Origin of the sequence: Ilyobacter polytropus DSM 2926 (genome assembly GCF_000165505.1) — a bacterium.
Taxonomy (GTDB): Bacteria; Fusobacteriota; Fusobacteriia; order Fusobacteriales; family Fusobacteriaceae; genus Ilyobacter; species Ilyobacter polytropus.
This window is the reverse complement of sequence record NC_014632.1, coordinates 899,222-916,360: the sequence shown is the minus strand read 5'-3', so window position 1 is coordinate 916,360 and position 17,139 is coordinate 899,222. Positions and strand designations below refer to the sequence as shown.

Genomic DNA, 17,139 nt, shown 5'->3' with positions numbered 1-17,139 from the left:
TACCATTCACAATATTTGTTTTATAGTTATATGAGATAAAACAAACCAGCTAAAATAACATCAACGTCTAAAACTTAAATTAATTTCAAATTTTTTTTTCTCAATATAGTGTAGTAGCGAATTAATAAAAATAATTACTCCTAACATTTCCAGGGATTCTTCAAATGATGTAATCAAGGCGTATATAAGAGTTTTTCCCGGATTTAAGTCAATATAGTACCCTCCTATCATCTCAAAAGCTATCGCTCCCGTTAGATATACTATTCCAGCAATAACAAACTTATTTCGAGTCTCTTTTGGCAGTTCAAATAAAAACCGATAATAAAATATAAGCAATAATAAAACAAATATAATTCCCAATATAATCCAGGAATAATAAAATATACCAGATAAATTGAATTTTTCCCTCAATGGAAGTATAAATAATTCATGAGTACTCGAAGCTTCATCAATGGATAAAAATAAAAAAACAAGCGAGAGAAAGGACCATTTGTAAGAAAATATATTTCCTTTATTTTTTTCAAATAGAGCTATTATTTGAAGAAGTACAGCAGAAAACAGTAAAATAAATGAAGAAAAATATGTAGGTATATTGCTTTCAGAATCAAAATCAAATAATCGAACCATTCCATACACATAAGGATGTCCTAGTATAAATTTAAAATAACCTGTAATTATATTAAAAAAAAGTAAGATTAAAAACATACATATAATTATTTTAAAAACTTTTTTAAAAGAAATTAAAATTGAAAATGATTTTTTTTCCATAATAGATCACCTCAATATTTTTAGATAGTATAGAGGCACACTATCTGATATTTTTTATTATTAATTTATATGAAAATCACGGTTCAAATTTCAACTTGATTCTTGAAATATTATCTTCGGCATATTGAAATAGTCCATTTATGAAAATTATAACACCGAGCATTTCAAAAGATTCTTCAATTGTTATCATAATTATATATACAAAGTCTTTTTCAACTGAAACATATCTATAGTAGCCACTTATGGTTTCTACTCCTATGGCTCCAGTCACAAAGACTAATCCAGCTACTACAAAATAAAACATAGTTTTTTTTGGCAAATTCAATAAAAATTTATAATAAAATATAAATAAAATCAGAATAAATAAAGTACCCAAAATAACCCAGGCATAATTGAATATCCTAGGTAAATCAAACAAATTCTTTATCGGTCCAGATAAGAGCTCGTGGATTTTTGATAACTCATCCACAGACATCCACAAAAATATAAAAGATAATACGGACCAGTTTAAATGAAAATCATCACTTATACTCTTCTTGAAAATTGCAATTATTTTTAAAAGGACTGCAGAGATCAATAAAATAATAGATGAAAAATAAGTCGGTATATTATTTTCAGAATCAAAATCAAACAGAGGAACGAAACCATACACATGAGGATGCCCCAAAATATATTTGAAAAATATAGATAATAAATTCATAAAAAATAACAATAAAAAAAGATAATGGATTATTTTAATTTTTTTTGAATATACAGAAACTGATAATGAAAACTTCTCCATCGTATTTCCACCTCCTTACATTAACTTATAAAAATTATTTTCAACAGTTCTTAAAAAATTAATTTCTCATTTATTCTCATAATTATTCTTCTTAATTTATTTGAAAAAGTAGTAGTAGTAAGTGTAAATATTATTTTTTTCTTGTTTTAAAAATTTAATTAGATAAATGATGCTTCTAAGGTATTTAAAATTTAATCGGAATTTTTTTTATTTTAATAATCACATAGCGCTTCTCTTAAAACGAATTAAATTTTTTCTGTTTATTTTAGAAGTTTGGACTATCCTTACATATAAAGAAGGAAAATTTTTTTCTATATATTTTTTTATCTCTCCTGCTTTTATTTTTTTTTCTTCTTTTATATAAGCTCGGGTTATCCATAACACTTCTTTAGCTCTTCTTTTTAAAAAAAGTTCACTCAACTCTTTATCTTTTACCTCATACTCTTGATAAAAAATATCAAAAAGTTTTATTTTATCCAATATATTCAAATTAAACTTTCTGTTCATCAAGGACCCTTCTCTTTGACAATAATTAAAAATTTGAGAATTTATATACCCCACTTTATTGGAATTAATAAGAGCTCTTATGTTAAAATCCTGATCCTCTATATAACTAATTTCATTAAAAAATAAGTTATTTATAGTCTTTTTTCTATAAACTATGCTACATGAACATATAAAAATTTCTAGATTTATATATTTAAATAAAATATCTCTACTCGATTCAATTTTATTTACATCTTTAAATGATTCATTATAATTCTTCAACACATTTCCATTCTCGTCGACACGCTTAAATTGGAAGAATACAGCGTCTGTATTATGAGCTTTAAACATTTCCATGACTTTTTCAAATGCATTATTTTCCAAATAATCGTCAGCATCTAGAAAATATATATATTCCCCTTTTGAAGATGATACCCCTCTATTTCGGGCATTACTTAAACCTTTGTTTTCCGGTAAAATTATAATCTTATAATCAAAAGTTACTTCTTTTAGTTCTGCTTTCAAAATTTTTAAACTCCTGTCTGTAGAACCATCATTCACAAATATGACTTCAAATTTTTTATAAGTTTGAGATTCCAGGCTTTGCACAGTCTTTTTTATGTAATCTCCTATATTATAAAAAGGTATTATTACACTTATTAAACTTTCACTTTCCATAATCATCCCCGCCTTAAAGAAAAACAATAAAAATATTTGTTCCCCAATTTAACATATACTTTTTATCTACCCTATATATCTCTAATTTTTGCATGTGACTTATCTTTTTCAGTTACTATTACATTTTCTATATTTTCTTCTTCTAATATCTTATCTAGACCAATTTCTGAAGAAAAAATAGAAACTCCATACTGATCCTTTGGATAATAATAGTTAGAACTTTTGTACAGTACAGTAGAATCAGTCAAACTTATAAATCCATGAGCAAATCCGTCTGGAATTGAAAAAAGCAAATCATCCCCTCGAGAAAGCCTTATCTTAAACACCTTTTTATAAGTATCAGAATCCTTCCGTAGATCTACAACGATATCCATTATACTTCCTTCGAGACAACGTATCAATTTGGCTTCAGGGTTATCTCTTTGATAATGTAAGCCTCTTATACTGCCTTTTTTTGATATAAGATAGTTATCCTCCAAAAATTTAGTGTCTATCCCCAAAGAAGAAAGGTCTCTATAGCTATAACTTTTGATATACTCCCCTCTCATATCTTTAAAAGAGGTCATTTTAATCAATTTCAAATCTTTAGCTAATTCTTTCTCTAAAACAAATTTTTCCATATTCATCACCTTTAATTTCTATTTTATTTATTTGGATGTGAGACTCTTTTAAGGCCTTCTTCAAGGGATATGTTACAGGTCCATCCAGGAAGTGTTTTAAAATTTCTCCATAGCTTCATAACCTCTCTTTTTCTGTATGTACGCCCTCCCCATTTCACAAGTATTTTTTCTCCCGAAACCTTTTCATAAAGCTCTATCAGTTCTTTAAGCTTTACCTCTCTCCCTGAACTTACTGCGTATTTTTCATATTGAATTTCTTTATTTTCAGATATATATTCGTATGCTTTTATAAAGGCATTTACCACATCATCAACATGAACTAAGTCAATTACTTGATCTCCAGGGCTCATATCCAGTTGAGTTTTCTCAAGTGAGAATTTGTGAAGAAGGTTGATAAGCTTTGGTCTGGTGTCCGTCTCACTATAGGTATCAAATAATTTTAAAGTAATTCCTCTTATTCCTTCTCCTGCTATATAATATTCTATTAACTTTTCAAAAGCTTCCTTTGTGGCGGCATAAAGACACACAGGATTATAAGCATCACTGTGATAGTGCTGCCAAGAGGTTCCTGTATTTATAATAAGCTTTGTTTTTGATTTTTTCATAGCTTCTAAAATCTGTGCTCCAAATTTCAAGTTACTGTCAATGAGAAGATCGACCTCTTCTGATTTGTGTTCTGAGATAAATACAGATGCAAGGTGAAAAACTACATTGGCGTTGGTGTTTTGAAAAAAATTTATAAGTTGATCTATATCTCCTTCGTATTCAAAAATATTAACTTTATCTCTTATATCTTCAATATTTTTATAGCCAAATTTTTTTTGTGCAATTATAGAAACCTCCCACCCTTGCCTCAATAACTCTCTTGAAAGATTGGAGCCTACAAAACCTGTTCCCCCTGTTATAATAGCTTTTTTCATCTAAGCAGCCTCCTATGTATTAAAATGGATTTTTCTTTTTAAATTCACTAAATTCCATAAGATTTTTATCTTTCTCAGACATTAAAGGAATATTTGTCTTCCAATCATATCCAAAACTGTCCCATCTTATTCCTGAATCACTTTCTGGACTGTGAACTGTCGTTACATCATAGACAACAGTTGAATCATCCTCTAAAGATTTAAAACCATGAGCACACCCCTTGGGTATATATAATGAATTTCTTTTCTCTTCTGAAAGCTCTATTGAAAACACTTGTCCATATGTCTTAGATTTTTTTCTAAGATCTAAAATTACATCTATAATTTTACCTCTGGTAACATACACCATTTTATCCTGATCGTGTGGGGGAAGCTGAAAGTGCATTCCTCTTATTACATCTCTTTTAGATACAGAATAAAAGCTTTCTTTAAATTTCCCCTTGAGTTTATTATTTTTAAAAAGACTTCTGTTGTATGTTTTTGTAAAACTTCCTCTTTCATCTTCCACATGGAAGTCTTCTATTATGAAAAGACCTTTTATCTCTGTTTCGGTAAATTTCATTTTAACCTCCCCTTTGTTATAAAGGTTTCTATCTGTTTCACACAAAGGCTATATATATTTTCATTTTGATAATTTCTATACCACTCTACAGTCATTTCAAGGGATTCATAAAAATCAAGAGTCGGACTCCAACCAAGTCTCAGTCTGGCCTTTGTAATATCTAATAATAAAAGTTTAGCCTCATGGAGATCATTTTCAGAAGAAACATCCTCTATACTTCCCTTTCCGTATATTTTTATTAGTTTTTCTGCTACATTCATTACATCCACTATAGAATCTGGATCAGGTCCGAAGTTCCATCCTTCAGAGTAAGCAGTCGGATTCTCCCACATTTTCTGCCCGAGTAATAGATAGCCACTCAAAGGCTCTAAGACATGCTCCCATGGTCTGATTGATTTTGGATTTCGAATCTCTATAGCCTGATTATTCTCTATAGCTTTTATGCAGTCAGGTATGATTCTGTCTTTGGTCCAGTCTCCCCCTCCTATGACATTTCCCGCTCTTACACTAGAAATTGCCTTCCCGTGATTTTTATAATCACATGGATTAAAAAAAGATCTTCTCCAGGAATTAATAGCAATTTCACAGGCCCCTTTTGATGAGGAATATGGATCATAACCTCCAAAAGAATCACTTTCTCTATATCCCCAAATTTGCTCTTTATTCTCATAGCATTTATCTGTGGTTATCATTACCCCAACCTTTGTTTCATCTGTATTTCTTATACATTCCAAGAGTTTTATAGTTCCCATTACATTTACCTCATATGTTTCCACAGGTATTTCATAGGAAAGCCTTACTATAGGCTGTGCTGCCAGGTGAAACACTATTTCAGGTTTATATTTTTTAAATACAGAGGCAAGTTTTTCACCGTCTCTTATGTCTCCTCTGATATCTATAATTTTTTCATCTAAATGACTTAACACAAAATTGTCCCTATCTGTATAGGGGTCTAAGGCATATCCGATTACTGTGGCTCCCATCTCTCTTAGCCATATGGAAAGCCATGATCCTTTAAATCCTGTATGACCAGTTACAAGAACCGTTTTTCCCCTATACACATCATTGTATAGTTCCATAGTACCTCCGTTACAATAATATAAAAATCACCATACCTTCCAAGGAGCCTTTCCTGAATTCCACAATTCATTCAAGTCATTATTATCCTTTAAGGTATCCATAGGTTTCCAGAATCCATCATGCACATATGAAGTCATCAAATTTTCTTTTGCCAATTTTTCAAGGGGTTCTTTTTCTAACATCATGTCATCTCCCCCAAGATAGTCAAAGATAGTAGGTTCACAGACAAAATATCCTGCATTTATCCACATGCCGTCACCTTTGGGCTTTTCAGTAAACGAAAGGACATTCCCCTCATTATCAAGTTCAAGAGACCCAAACTTACCTTGTGGCTTGTAGGCAGTGACAGTCAGAGCCCTTTTGGTTTTCTTGTGATGTTCTAGAGATTTATGAATATCTATATCTCCTACACCGTCTCCGTATGTAAGCAAAAAAGTTTCTTCCCCTATATACTTTTGTATCCTCTTTACCCTTCCTGCAGTCATTGTGTGAAGTCCCGTATCCACAAGGGTCACCTTCCAGTGGTCTGAGTGATTGTCTAAAATCTCTATACTGTTGTCCCACAGATCTATCATCACATCACTACTGTGCAAAAAATAATTTGCAAACCACTCTTTAATTATATACCCCTTATATCCAAGGCATATTACAAACTCATTTATCCCATAGTGAGAATAAGTTTTCATTATATGCCACAATACCGGCTTTCCACCTACCTCAACCATAGGTTTTGGTATCAGATGAGTCGCCTCACTAAGCCTTGTTCCAAATCCACCAGCTAGGATAACCGCTTTCATAGTTTTCACCTCACAATAGTTATATAAATCAGTATTTCGTTTTATTCTTACAGTTAAAATAACAATTTATTCAAACATTTCCTTTTTTAATATTTCCTTAGACATATATTCACTTATTTTGGCAGCTCCGTAATAATTTAGATGATTGCCGTCTTCAAAATCTTCTGTATCAACAAAAACAGGATTTTTTAAAACATTGAAATCATAATAATCTACTCCTTTTTTTCTCAAATGGTCCTCTATAAAATTATGAATTTCAATGTAATTCTCTATTTTTTCCACAGAACTTTTTGGAAGAGGCGTTGTAACAAAGATTACCTTTATTCCCTTTTTTTTGCTGCTGTCGATTATTTTATCCAAATACTCTATATTTTTCATTACATAGTGATTGGTTTCAAAGGTGTAATTTGCAAATCTGTTTTCTTCCTCTAGACTTTCTAGACTTGCTTTTGTCTTTACCGATACAAAGCCTTTGTGACCGGCTGCTCTTTCTTTAGCAAAATTTCTAATATATTCACTCATGTTTTTATCCATGCCTGTTATATTAAAAATCACCTTTAATCTGTCCTTTAAAGGAAGTTCCTTAAGCATTTTTTCCTTTGTTTCCCTAGAAACACTTTTTATCCACTGGGGAATATACTGAAAATTCACATCATACCGTAGAATTCTGAAATAAATATCCACTATTACTACTTTGGGATTGGATTTTTTCATTGCCTCTTCAAATCTATAATAAGTTATCACAGGAACCTCTGCAGGAGTACCTAAGTTGTATGTGTGAATACCAAGATTTGTATCAAAAATTCTTGGATTAAAACCACTATAAGCTTGAGAGCTACCCAAAATAAGAAGATCTGACTGTTTAGTTGCCTCTTGAATCTTTGGATATCTCTTTTCGTTATAGCCAAAAGGTGAAATTTTTGAATTCATAAACATAGATATCGAGTATATTATAAAAATAAATATACCTGTAAATATAATGCTCTCCTTGACATTGATTTTCAATTAAATCACCTCCCCTAAAACTGAAAATATATAAACTCGCTGGCACCTTCAAATACTCCAAACATAATTATCCAAAGCATCAAAGAATAATAAACACCCCATCTTAAGTAAAGTGGCCTTTTCTTCAATACATCAGATATTTTTTTACTTCTTGATCTAAGGTGAAAAATTTCCATAATCCCTATGGATAAAAGAGTAATTATAAAGCCTATCTTACCTGCATTTAAAGCATCTAAAGCCTGATATATTCCGTTGAATGTAGTGTAACTTTCCATGCTGCTAAAAGTATGGGTTATTACATATAAAGCGTCTTTAAGTGTATTGGCTCTAAAAAAAATCCACGAAAAGGTAACCAATGAAAAAGTGCAACCTACGTGTATAAATTTCATCAAGGTTGGAAATTTAGTCAGTTTAATTTTTTCATAAAATTGTTTTCTATTAGCTTTTGTATAAATATCTACCACGATGTAGATACCGTGAAGAGCACCCCATATTACAAAATTCCAGCTAGCACCGTGCCAGAGTCCGCTCACTAAAAATACAATCATAAGATTTCTATAAAATTTGACTTTCGATACTCTGTTTCCCCCTAAAGATATATATAGATAATCTTTAAACCATTTCCCCAAAGATATATGCCATCTTCTCCAGAATTCAGAAATAGATTTTGAGTAATACGGAGTTTTGAAGTTTTCAATCAGATCAAAGCCCATAACCTTGGCCGATCCAATAGCAATATCAGAATAACCTGAAAAATCGCAGTATATCTGAAAACCAAAAAAAACAGAGGCTATAAGTAGTGTAAGACCTTCAAAACTGTTTACATCATTATAAATCCTATCTACTATTAATGCTGTCCTGTCTGCAACGACTACTTTTTTGAATAATCCCCAAACCATTAATTTTAGTCCTTCTGTCATTCTGATATAATCAAAATCCGTTTTTTTCCTAAATTGCGGAAGTAAATTTGTAGAGCTTTCTATAGGCCCTGCAACCAGTTGCGGGAAAAAAGCAACATAAGTTGCAAATATCCCCAGATGCTTTTCGGCCTCTCTTGTACCCCTATACACATCAAAGGTATAACTCAAAGTCTGAAATGTGTAAAATGAAATACCCACAGGAAGAAGAAGCCTCAGTCCCGGTGCTGTAAAATCAAGTTTTATATAGTTGAAAATACTGTTAACATTCCCGATAAAAAAATTAAAATATTTAAATACAAACAGCATCCCCAAATTACTGGCCAAGCTTAAATATAAGTATTTTTTTCTTTTTTCTTTTTTCTCTTCATTTCCCATCATAATTCCTGCAAAATAATCAATTAATGTAGATATGATAATCAAAATAAGATACTTTGAATTCCAACTTCCGTAAAAATAATAACTAGAAGCTAACAATAATCCCCATCTAAATCTATAGGGTAATAAAAAATAACCTGTGACCACCAATATAAAAAACATCATAAATTCAAGGGAATTAAATAGCATAAAATCACCTCTGATTAATTTGATTGATTATATAAAGATTATAATTTATTTTCGTAATTGCCTATGATTTCCTCTTTAAATTTTAATTATAGTAAAGTCTCTAGTCTTTAAGTCATAAAAATTAATTATGGATATTTTAAAAAAAAGGGTTTTTAGATCTCCTTTAGTAGAAGATTATGATAGTGCTTTATCTGTATAAGTAATGAGGATGTTTTTAACATTTAGATTAAACAAGTGTAAAATCTTTATAGATTTTATTTTTTTATCAAATTGTTTAAGGAGGTCTCCTATGAAAAAAATATGTGTAATAGGATTAAATTACTTTCCAGAGATTTCCTCAACTGGACTTTATACAACTGAGATGTGTGAGTATCTTTCAAAACATTTTGAAGTAAAAGTGATTACTGGATATCCTTATTATCCCGAATGGAAAATAGAAGAGTCTTATTCTCAAAAAAATGGAATTCTAGAAGAAACTGTAAACAATGTAGAAATAACAAGGGTTAAGCAGTATGTTCCTTCGAAGGTCAATCCTGCAAATCGGCTTTTTCACTATTGGGACTTTTATCGCAAGGCCTTATCTGTGTGCCATAAAGAAAAATTTGACATGGTTATGGTAATTCTTCCAAATATATTCCTGCTTAATTTGGCTATAAAACTAAAAAAGAAATCTCCGCAGCTAAAAATCTGGGTACATGTTCAGGATTTTGAAATCGATGCAGGACTTGAAATGATGAAAAATCTTGGAAAAATCAAAAGTGTTAAAAATTCCCTTCACTTTATCGAAAAAAAACTTTTTTCCAAGTTTGATATGGTGAGTACAATAAGCGAGGGAATGATTATGAAGTTCGACACTAGGGGAGCTTCTAAGGAGAAACAGTTTCTTTTGCCCAACTGGGCCGATGTAGATTTTCTCTATCCCATTCCTAAGAGTCCATATAGAAAAGAACTTGGAATAAAGGACAATGAGTTTGTAGTTATGTATTCTGGGAATATAGGAAAAAAAGAGGACTGGGATATCCTCATAGAAACAATAAAAAAAATACCCTCTGAGCAGGATATTAAATTTGTAATTGCAGGTGACGGAAACAAGAAAGAGTATGTTCATAGTGCTTTAAAAAATTTAAAAAATACAATTTTACTTCCTCTCCAGCCCAAATCAAGGCTGAATGATTTTTTAAATCTTGCTGACCTACACATTCTTCCTCAAAAGAAAAATGAGGTGGACAGTTTCATGCCTTCAAAAGTTATGGGGATAAAAGCCACAGGTCGTCCTCTCCTTTGTTTGGCCAATAAAAATTCATCAGTTTATCTTGAGATTTACAACAATGACTTGGGATACGTCTTAGATGAAAACAACTATGACCGCTGTCTAGAAAAGATAATTGAGATCCGAAGTTGCAATCTGAGAGAGGAAAAAGGCAGAAAAGCTAGAAAACATGTTATAGAAAACTATAAATATGAAAATGTAATGAATAATTTAGAGAAAAAAATCCGCAACCTACTCACTTAAAAAATACAGGAAGACTTTACGCGCTTCTAAACAAGGAGGTTATTATGCAAAAAAAAGTCGCTCTAATAACTGGAATAACAGGGCAAGACGGTTCATTTTTAGCCGAATTTTTATTAGATAAAGGATATGAGGTACACGGTATAATGAGAAGATCTTCTTCTTTTAATACAAAACGGATCGAGCATCTATACCTAGAGGAAGCTATAGAGGATATGCGTAAAGAACGAAATATAGAACTTTACTATGGAGATATGACTGATTCTAGTAACCTTATCAGGATTATACAGATGGTACAGCCTGATGAGATATATAATCTTGCGGCTCAGTCCCATGTAAAAGTTTCATTTGAAGTTCCTGAGTATACAGCTGACTCAGATGCAGTAGGAACCCTCAGAGTATTAGAGGCTGTTAGGCTTCTAGGAATGACTGAAAAGACAAAAATCTATCAGGCATCTACATCTGAGCTTTATGGAAAGGTGCAGGAGATACCTCAAAAAGAAACTACTCCATTTTACCCAAGATCTCCTTATGCTGTTGCAAAGCAATATGGTTTTTGGATAACAAAAAATTACCGGGAATCTTATGATATGTTTGTTGCAAACGGTATACTGTTCAACCACGAGTCTGAACGAAGAGGTGAAACCTTTGTAACCAGAAAAATAACCTTAGCTGCTGCCAGAATAGCAAAGGGATATCAGAAAAAACTATATCTTGGAAACCTAAACTCTCTGAGAGACTGGGGATATGCCAAGGATTATGTTGAGTGTATGTGGATGATACTCCAGCACGACAAGCCTGAAGATTTTGTAATAGCCACCGGAGAACAGCACTCAGTTAGAGAGTTTGCAACACTTGCCTTTCATGAAGTTGGTATAGAGATCGATTGGCGTGGAGAAGGATTAAATGAAAAAGGGTTTTCAAAAGAAACCGAAGAAGTTTTGATAGAGGTAGATCCAAAATATTTCCGTCCGGCAGAAGTAGAAACTCTTCTTGGAGATCCAACTAAAGCTAAAACTACTTTAGGATGGAATCCGAGAAAAACTTCATTTGAAGATCTTGTAAAAATAATGGTTGAGCACGATTTAGATTTTGTCGAAAAAGACCATATCATAAGAATGGGACATGAAGAATTCATTAAAAAATGGAATTTTTAATAGAAATATTGATTTAATAAATAAATTCACCAAAAGTTTATAGGGGGTTAATTATGGAACTAAATTCAAAAATATATCTTGCTGGGCACAATGGTTTAGTTGGGTCGTCTCTGTTAAATAATTTAAAAAGTAAAAATTATAAAAATATTGTCACAAAGGATTTCAGTGAATTAGACCTAAGAAAACAGGATCAAGTAGAAAAATTCTTTGAAAAAGAAAGACCTGAATATGTATTTTTAATCGCTGCAAAAGTAGGAGGCATACACGCTAACAATACATATCCTGCTGAGTTTATCTATGATAATCTGATGATAGAAGCCAATGTTATAAATTCGGCTCATAAATATGGAGTTAAAAAATTATTATTTTTAGGAAGTGCCTGCATCTATCCAAAATTTGCAGGGCAGCCTATAAAAGAGGAATACCTTCTCACTGGTGAGCTTGAGCCTACAAATAAAGCATATGCAATAGCAAAAATTTCTGGAATAGAGCTATGCAAATCCTACAGACGTCAGTATGGTGATGATTTTATCTGTGCGATGCCAACTAACCTCTATGGACCAAAGGACAATTTTGACCTGAAAACTTCACATGTTATGCCTGCATTAATAAGAAAATTCCATGACGGTAAGAAAAATGGTAGTAAAGAAGTTGTTGTTTGGGGTACAGGTAAACCTACCAGAGAATTTTTATTTGTAGAAGACCTCACTGATGCTCTGATACATCTCATGAATAATTATTCTGAAGAAGGACACATCAACATAGGGACCGGCATCGAGATTGAATTAAATAATTTGGTTCATCTAATAAAAAAAGTTGTCGGTTATGAAGGTGAAGTTGTTTTTGATACAACAAAACCCGATGGAACTCCGAGAAGATCCCTAGATGTTGCGAAAATACACGCTACTGGGTGGCGACATCAGATTGAGCTAGAAGAAGGGATAAGAGAGGTTTATAAATGGTATCTCGAAAATAAAGACTAAAAAAAGTCAGGTGTTAATATGAAAAAAATACTGATGATAGGACCCTTTCCTGAACCAGTCCATGGGATGAGTATGGCAAATGATATTCTTTTCCGTGGGCTATGTGAAAAGGGCTATGAAATGGACCATATAAATACCGCTTTACTTTCAAAAATTCAAAGTACAAAAGATCAAAAGAAAATATCCTTCGAAAAATTTTTTATTGCAATTAAACATATGGCAGGGGAACTTATAAAACTTTTCAGAAATAAATATAATTTAGTTTATATTACACCTGGTCACAGTTTTGTAGGTTTTATGAGATATTCCCCCTATATGTTGTCATGTATAATAAAAAAAACTCCTTACTTTCTACACAGTCACGGTGGACAGCTAGGCTATACCTATAACGATGTAGGTCCTCTTAAAAAAAAATCAATGAAATTTTTCATAAAAAAATCAAAGGGAGGAATTGTTTTAGGAGAAAGTTTGAAATGGATGTTTCAAGAGATCCTTCCACCAGAAAAGATTTTTATCTGTCATAACGGTGTACCAAACGATGTACAGTCATCAAAAGAAGAGATAGAAAAAAAATTAAACCGGGACAAGGGAAAGTTAAAACTCCTTTATCTCAGTAACCTTATGGAGGAAAAAGGGATCTTAGATCTTTTAAACTCTTTGAGATATCTAGAAGAAAAAAAAATTGACTTTGATTTAGATTTGGCCGGAAACATTGAAAAAAACCTTGAAAAAGATGTCTTTGAACTTATTGAAAAACATAAGGACAGAGTAAATTATCTTGGAGTAGTCGCTGGAGAAGAAAAAAGAAAATTACTTTTAAAAAGTGACATCTTTTTGCTGCCAACATACTATCCAATCGAAGGCCAGCCTATCTCTATACTAGAGGCCATGACAAATGCATGTGCCATAATAACAACAAACCAGGGAGGAATAGGAGATATCTTTGAAAAAGACATAAATGGAATAGAGTGCATCAAGAAAAAACCATCTTCGATTTCTACTGCCATTTATAATACAGAAAAAAAATTAAGATTATTTCAGAAATACAATTATGAAAAAGCAGTAAACAATTATAAAGCAGAGGATTTTGTAAACAGAGTAGACAGAATCATAACTTCTTCTGTTAAATAAGTTTTCTTGAGGAGGTTTATTATGAAAGATCTAGCTCCTATAGCTTTATTTGTATATAACCGCCCCAAGGAAACGGCTGGGCTTTTAGAATCTCTCAAAAAAAATAAACTTGCTAAAGAGAGTCTATTGTTTATTTTTTCAGATGCTCCAAAATCGCCAGAGCAAGCAGAAAAAGTAAAAGAAACAAGAGCTATACTCAATAAATTATCTGGATTTAAGAATATTGAAATTTTTGAGTCAAGGGAAAACAACGGACTTGCTCATTCTGTCATATCTGGTGTCAGTAAGATAATCGATCGATACGGAAAAGTTATAGTTTTAGAAGACGACCTTGTGCTAGCAAATGATTTTTTAGAATATATGAACGAGGCTCTGGATCTTTATGAAAAAAATGACTCAATATGGACAGTAACAGGATACGGCCCTCCTATTGAAATAGACAGAAATTACAAATACGATGTATATCTATCCTATAGAGGGTGTAGCTGGGGATGGGGTACCTGGAAAGATAGGTGGGAAAAACACGACTGGTATCTATCTGATTACCATGAGTTTATTTCTAGTCCCAATTTAGTTGAAAAATTTAAAAAAGGTGGTAGCGATCTTTTAGAAATGTTAAAACTACAAAAAATTGGAAAACTGGATTCTTGGGCAATAAGATCATGCTATTCTCAAGCCAGGAAAAATATGTACACAGTATATCCAGTAAAATCAAAACTTCAAAATATAGGTTTTGGTGAAACTTCAACTCACTGTACAAGTTCCGGATCTAAATATAAAACAGAACTCTACGAAAATAAACTAAATTTAACTGATGACCTCAATTTAAATGACAGTATTACTTACGAGTTCAAAAAATATTATGATTTGGATCTCATTGGAAAAATTGGTTATTTTTTAAAAAAACATAACCTTTACAAATATTTTAAATGGACTAAAACTTATCTTAGAAAATAATTTAAATTAACTTTAACAAGAATATTAAAACTACAAAAAATTGTGGTTCGTTTTTTATGCAAAGTTATTTAAACTTTTATAAGGGTGGGAGGGATTTGTGTGATTATAATTAAGACTATGTTAAATATTTTTTTAATCACAGCCCAAATTTTATTTTATTTTTTCCTAAATTATATCTTTAATGTAGAAAATAATTTTATTATTTACACTTTTTTTATCTATTTCGTGTTAAATATTTTCAACGGGACTTACTCTTTAAATAATATTTTGGTCTGGGAAGACCTAAAAAAGCAACTTCAGCTTCACTCTGAATTTTTTGTTATAATAGTTATAACTGACTTTGTATTCTTAGGTTTTCAATATGTCTGGTTTTATCTATTTCTTAGTACTATATTTATTTTTTTCAATATCTTTTTCACCAATTTTATTAAAAATCATTTCTGGAAATACCTCAAGAAAAAAATATTGGTTATTGGTACTGGAATTACTGCAAAACACTTTGCCAAACTAATAAAAATTCATCACTCCTCTATGTACAAGCTTATAGGTTTTGTTCAAATAAGTGATCAGTGTGATGTGCCTGAAAGTCAGGTAGTTTGTAAATACAGTGAATTACTTGATTTTCTAAAAACTAACCCTATAGATCAGGTTATAGTTGCACTTCCTGGGACGGACCTAAAAGATTTAAACTGGAGAAAAATAAGCAATGACTTAGACGGGCATATCAAAAAATTGAAATTTATACCTGACAATAATGGAATATTCAACTTAAATTCTCAGATCCAGGATTATGACGGTTTGCTCCTTATAACCGCCACTCAGCAAATACATTCAAAGTTCAGAAATTTCATAAAACGAATTATGGATGTTTTATTAAGTCTTGGTGGAATCTTGATTCTAGGAATATTAATAGTTATTTTTTCTAAAAAAATTAAAAAAGATGGCGGTCCTCTTTTCTTTAAGCATACCAGGATAGGAAAAGACCTAAAGGAATTTAAAATATATAAATTTAGAACCATGTATGCCGATGCAGAAGAGAGACTCCAGGAGATGTTGAAAGACGAAAAGAAAAGAGAGGAATATTACAATAATTTCAAACTAAAAGATGATCCACGAATTACTCCAATTGGTAAATTCCTTCGGGAAAGCTCCCTAGATGAATTTCCACAATTTATAAATGTTTTAAAAGGTGAAATGAGCATTGTGGGGCCTAGACCAATTGTTAAAAAAGAACTCGAACTGCACTATGGTTATGAGATTGGAAAAAAAGTATTTCAAATAAAACCTGGGATAACAGGAATGTGGCAGTCCCACGGACGTTCAGATGTGGAAGACTATGAAGAGAGAATTGCATCAGACTTATATTATATACGGAACTGGTCTTTGTGGCTAGATATAGTCCTTTTACTTCAAACTATTAAGTATGTATTAAACCGAAAAGGAGCATATTAACATAATATAAAAACAGAGGGATACAAGTTACTTCCCTCTGTTTTTATATAGCCTTTTTAATTATAATTTACCCTTTCAACTACCCTCTATATGTTATCGTAAGTCCTTTTAAAAAATTTCTCATAAATTTATCGCCACATTCCATGTAGTTTTTATGACTTTTATTTCTAAACAAAGCCGATAATTCAGAATTTGAAAGTTCTAGTCCTGCTGCCTTGAATATTTTCAACATATCATCACTTCTTAAGTTAAGGGATATCTGCATTTTTTTCAATATCATGTTGTTAGTAAGTTTTTTTTCAGGCTTTTTGACTTCTCCCTCTTTAGGTTCTTTTTTACCTCTTTTCAAAGTAATAAAGCCGTCTAGGAACAAAGTCATAATACGATCGTTACATTTAACCTGCCCTTCTTCACTGTCTTTTTTTAAAAAGTTTTTTAAATCCTCCACTGTGAGTTCATAACCCGAAATTTTAAATGCTTCTACCATCTCTGAATCTTTAATATCTAGAGCATACCTAAATCCTCTCATAATGTCGTTATTACTCATCTTTACCTCCGATAAAATATACTTGTAAATGTTTAAATAAAAATTTAAAAAGGCTAAGCCCCATTGCCTAGCCCTTTTTATCTACACTCTGAAACATCTTACTAAAAGACTATTTATGTATTCTAGCAACTGGAATCAGATTTTTCTATAAAACAATATTTAAAAATTATAACATTTTTTTCTATATGTGTCCATCAAAGATAGGTAACTTCTTCAGTATA

General features: G+C 31.5%; 17 protein-coding genes. 6 read left to right on the top strand and 11 right to left on the bottom strand.

Annotation, left to right across the window (positions count from 1 at the left end):
* Positions 1-60 precede the first annotated feature (60 nt).
* The 10 genes from ILYOP_RS04150 to ILYOP_RS04105 all read right to left on the bottom strand — a co-directional run bounded on the left by ILYOP_RS04150 (position 61) and on the right by ILYOP_RS04105 (position 9,181).
* Positions 61-768 (bottom strand): hypothetical protein, encoded by a 708-nt coding sequence (locus ILYOP_RS04150; protein ID WP_013387269.1) that lies wholly within the window; start codon positions 766-768, stop codon positions 61-63.
* 76 nt (positions 769-844) lie between these two features.
* A complete protein-coding gene (locus ILYOP_RS04145; RefSeq protein ID WP_013387268.1) occupies positions 845-1,549 on the bottom strand; it encodes a hypothetical protein in 705 nt (234 codons plus the stop codon).
* A 219-nt stretch (positions 1,550-1,768) separates the two neighbouring features.
* Positions 1,769-2,713, bottom strand: coding sequence for a glycosyltransferase family 2 protein (locus ILYOP_RS04140; protein ID WP_013387267.1), 945 nt, complete (start codon positions 2,711-2,713; stop codon positions 1,769-1,771).
* A 71-nt stretch (positions 2,714-2,784) separates the two neighbouring features.
* The gene (gene rfbC / locus ILYOP_RS04135; RefSeq protein ID WP_013387266.1) at positions 2,785-3,333 is read right to left on the bottom strand and encodes a dTDP-4-dehydrorhamnose 3,5-epimerase; all 549 of its coding nucleotides are present in this window, start codon (positions 3,331-3,333) and stop codon (positions 2,785-2,787) included.
* A 23-nt stretch (positions 3,334-3,356) separates the two neighbouring features.
* Positions 3,357-4,253, bottom strand: coding sequence for an NAD-dependent epimerase/dehydratase family protein (locus tag ILYOP_RS04130; RefSeq protein WP_013387265.1), 897 nt, complete (start codon positions 4,251-4,253; stop codon positions 3,357-3,359).
* 19 nt (positions 4,254-4,272) lie between these two features.
* Positions 4,273-4,815, bottom strand: coding sequence for a dTDP-4-dehydrorhamnose 3,5-epimerase (gene rfbC / locus ILYOP_RS04125; RefSeq protein WP_013387264.1), 543 nt, complete (start codon positions 4,813-4,815; stop codon positions 4,273-4,275).
* Positions 4,812-5,894 carry a CDP-glucose 4,6-dehydratase gene (gene rfbG, locus ILYOP_RS04120; protein WP_013387263.1) on the bottom strand — a complete coding sequence of 361 codons (1,083 nt, stop codon included), beginning with the start codon at positions 5,892-5,894 and terminating at the stop codon, positions 4,812-4,814. The genes rfbC (ILYOP_RS04125) and rfbG overlap by 4 nt, the downstream gene beginning before the upstream one ends.
* Positions 5,895-5,921: 27 nt before the next feature.
* Positions 5,922-6,692, bottom strand: coding sequence for a glucose-1-phosphate cytidylyltransferase (gene rfbF, locus ILYOP_RS04115; protein ID WP_013387262.1), 771 nt, complete (start codon positions 6,690-6,692; stop codon positions 5,922-5,924).
* Positions 6,693-6,758: 66 nt separating this feature from the next.
* Entirely contained in the window at positions 6,759-7,697 is a 939-nt protein-coding gene (locus ILYOP_RS04110) for an SGNH/GDSL hydrolase family protein (protein ID WP_013387261.1), read from the bottom strand.
* 14 nt (positions 7,698-7,711) lie between these two features.
* Positions 7,712-9,181, bottom strand: a complete 1,470-nt coding sequence (locus ILYOP_RS04105) for an MBOAT family O-acyltransferase (RefSeq protein WP_013387260.1) — start codon at positions 9,179-9,181, stop codon at positions 7,712-7,714.
* Positions 9,182-9,470: 289 nt separating this feature from the next.
* Here ILYOP_RS04105 and ILYOP_RS04100 point away from each other — a divergent pair, with 289 nt between their 5' ends.
* The 6 genes from ILYOP_RS04100 to ILYOP_RS04075 all read left to right on the top strand — a co-directional run bounded on the left by ILYOP_RS04100 (position 9,471) and on the right by ILYOP_RS04075 (position 16,371).
* Positions 9,471-10,694, top strand: a complete 1,224-nt coding sequence (locus ILYOP_RS04100) for a WcaI family glycosyltransferase (RefSeq protein WP_013387259.1) — start codon at positions 9,471-9,473, stop codon at positions 10,692-10,694.
* A gap of 44 nt (positions 10,695-10,738) precedes the next feature.
* Positions 10,739-11,848, top strand: coding sequence for a GDP-mannose 4,6-dehydratase (gene gmd / locus ILYOP_RS04095; RefSeq protein ID WP_013387258.1), 1,110 nt, complete (start codon positions 10,739-10,741; stop codon positions 11,846-11,848).
* A gap of 53 nt (positions 11,849-11,901) precedes the next feature.
* A complete protein-coding gene (locus ILYOP_RS04090) occupies positions 11,902-12,831 on the top strand; it encodes a GDP-L-fucose synthase family protein (RefSeq protein WP_013387257.1) in 930 nt (309 codons plus the stop codon).
* Between the two features lie 18 nt (positions 12,832-12,849).
* Positions 12,850-13,962, top strand: coding sequence for a glycosyltransferase family 4 protein (locus tag ILYOP_RS04085; protein ID WP_013387256.1), 1,113 nt, complete (start codon positions 12,850-12,852; stop codon positions 13,960-13,962).
* A 21-nt stretch (positions 13,963-13,983) separates the two neighbouring features.
* Entirely contained in the window at positions 13,984-14,919 is a 936-nt protein-coding gene (locus tag ILYOP_RS04080) for a glycosyltransferase (RefSeq protein ID WP_013387255.1), read from the top strand.
* A gap of 117 nt (positions 14,920-15,036) precedes the next feature.
* A complete protein-coding gene (locus tag ILYOP_RS04075) occupies positions 15,037-16,371 on the top strand; it encodes a sugar transferase (protein ID WP_041921128.1) in 1,335 nt (444 codons plus the stop codon).
* A gap of 79 nt (positions 16,372-16,450) precedes the next feature.
* Here the strand turns inward: ILYOP_RS04075 and ILYOP_RS04070 are convergent, their stop codons facing one another.
* On the bottom strand, positions 16,451-16,918 hold the full coding sequence (locus ILYOP_RS04070) for a YehS family protein (RefSeq protein ID WP_013387253.1): 468 nt from the start codon (positions 16,916-16,918) through the stop codon (positions 16,451-16,453).
* Between the last annotated feature and the right edge of the window lie 221 nt (positions 16,919-17,139).

Excerpts from the sequence above, each read along its gene's own strand:
- ILYOP_RS04150 (WP_013387269.1), bottom strand. The coding sequence starts at position 768 with ATGGAAAAAAAATCATTTTCAATTTTAATTTCTTTTAAAAAAGTTTTT.
- ILYOP_RS04145 (WP_013387268.1), bottom strand. The coding sequence starts at position 1,549 with ATGGAGAAGTTTTCATTATCAGTTTCTGTATATTCAAAAAAAATTAAA.
- ILYOP_RS04140 (WP_013387267.1), bottom strand. The coding sequence starts at position 2,713 with ATGGAAAGTGAAAGTTTAATAAGTGTAATAATACCTTTTTATAATATA.
- rfbC (WP_013387266.1), bottom strand. The coding sequence starts at position 3,333 with ATGGAAAAATTTGTTTTAGAGAAAGAATTAGCTAAAGATTTGAAATTG.
- ILYOP_RS04130 (WP_013387265.1), bottom strand. The coding sequence starts at position 4,253 with ATGAAAAAAGCTATTATAACAGGGGGAACAGGTTTTGTAGGCTCCAAT.
- rfbC (WP_013387264.1), bottom strand. The coding sequence starts at position 4,815 with ATGAAATTTACCGAAACAGAGATAAAAGGTCTTTTCATAATAGAAGAC.
- rfbG (WP_013387263.1), bottom strand. The coding sequence starts at position 5,894 with ATGGAACTATACAATGATGTGTATAGGGGAAAAACGGTTCTTGTAACT.
- rfbF (WP_013387262.1), bottom strand. The coding sequence starts at position 6,692 with ATGAAAGCGGTTATCCTAGCTGGTGGATTTGGAACAAGGCTTAGTGAG.
- ILYOP_RS04105 (WP_013387260.1), bottom strand. The coding sequence starts at position 9,181 with ATGCTATTTAATTCCCTTGAATTTATGATGTTTTTTATATTGGTGGTC.
- ILYOP_RS04100 (WP_013387259.1), top strand. The coding sequence starts at position 9,471 with ATGAAAAAAATATGTGTAATAGGATTAAATTACTTTCCAGAGATTTCC.
- gmd (WP_013387258.1), top strand. The coding sequence starts at position 10,739 with ATGCAAAAAAAAGTCGCTCTAATAACTGGAATAACAGGGCAAGACGGT.
- ILYOP_RS04090 (WP_013387257.1), top strand. The coding sequence starts at position 11,902 with ATGGAACTAAATTCAAAAATATATCTTGCTGGGCACAATGGTTTAGTT.
- ILYOP_RS04085 (WP_013387256.1), top strand. The coding sequence starts at position 12,850 with ATGAAAAAAATACTGATGATAGGACCCTTTCCTGAACCAGTCCATGGG.
- ILYOP_RS04080 (WP_013387255.1), top strand. The coding sequence starts at position 13,984 with ATGAAAGATCTAGCTCCTATAGCTTTATTTGTATATAACCGCCCCAAG.
- ILYOP_RS04075 (WP_041921128.1), top strand. The coding sequence starts at position 15,037 with ATGTTAAATATTTTTTTAATCACAGCCCAAATTTTATTTTATTTTTTC.
- ILYOP_RS04070 (WP_013387253.1), bottom strand. The coding sequence starts at position 16,918 with ATGAGTAATAACGACATTATGAGAGGATTTAGGTATGCTCTAGATATT.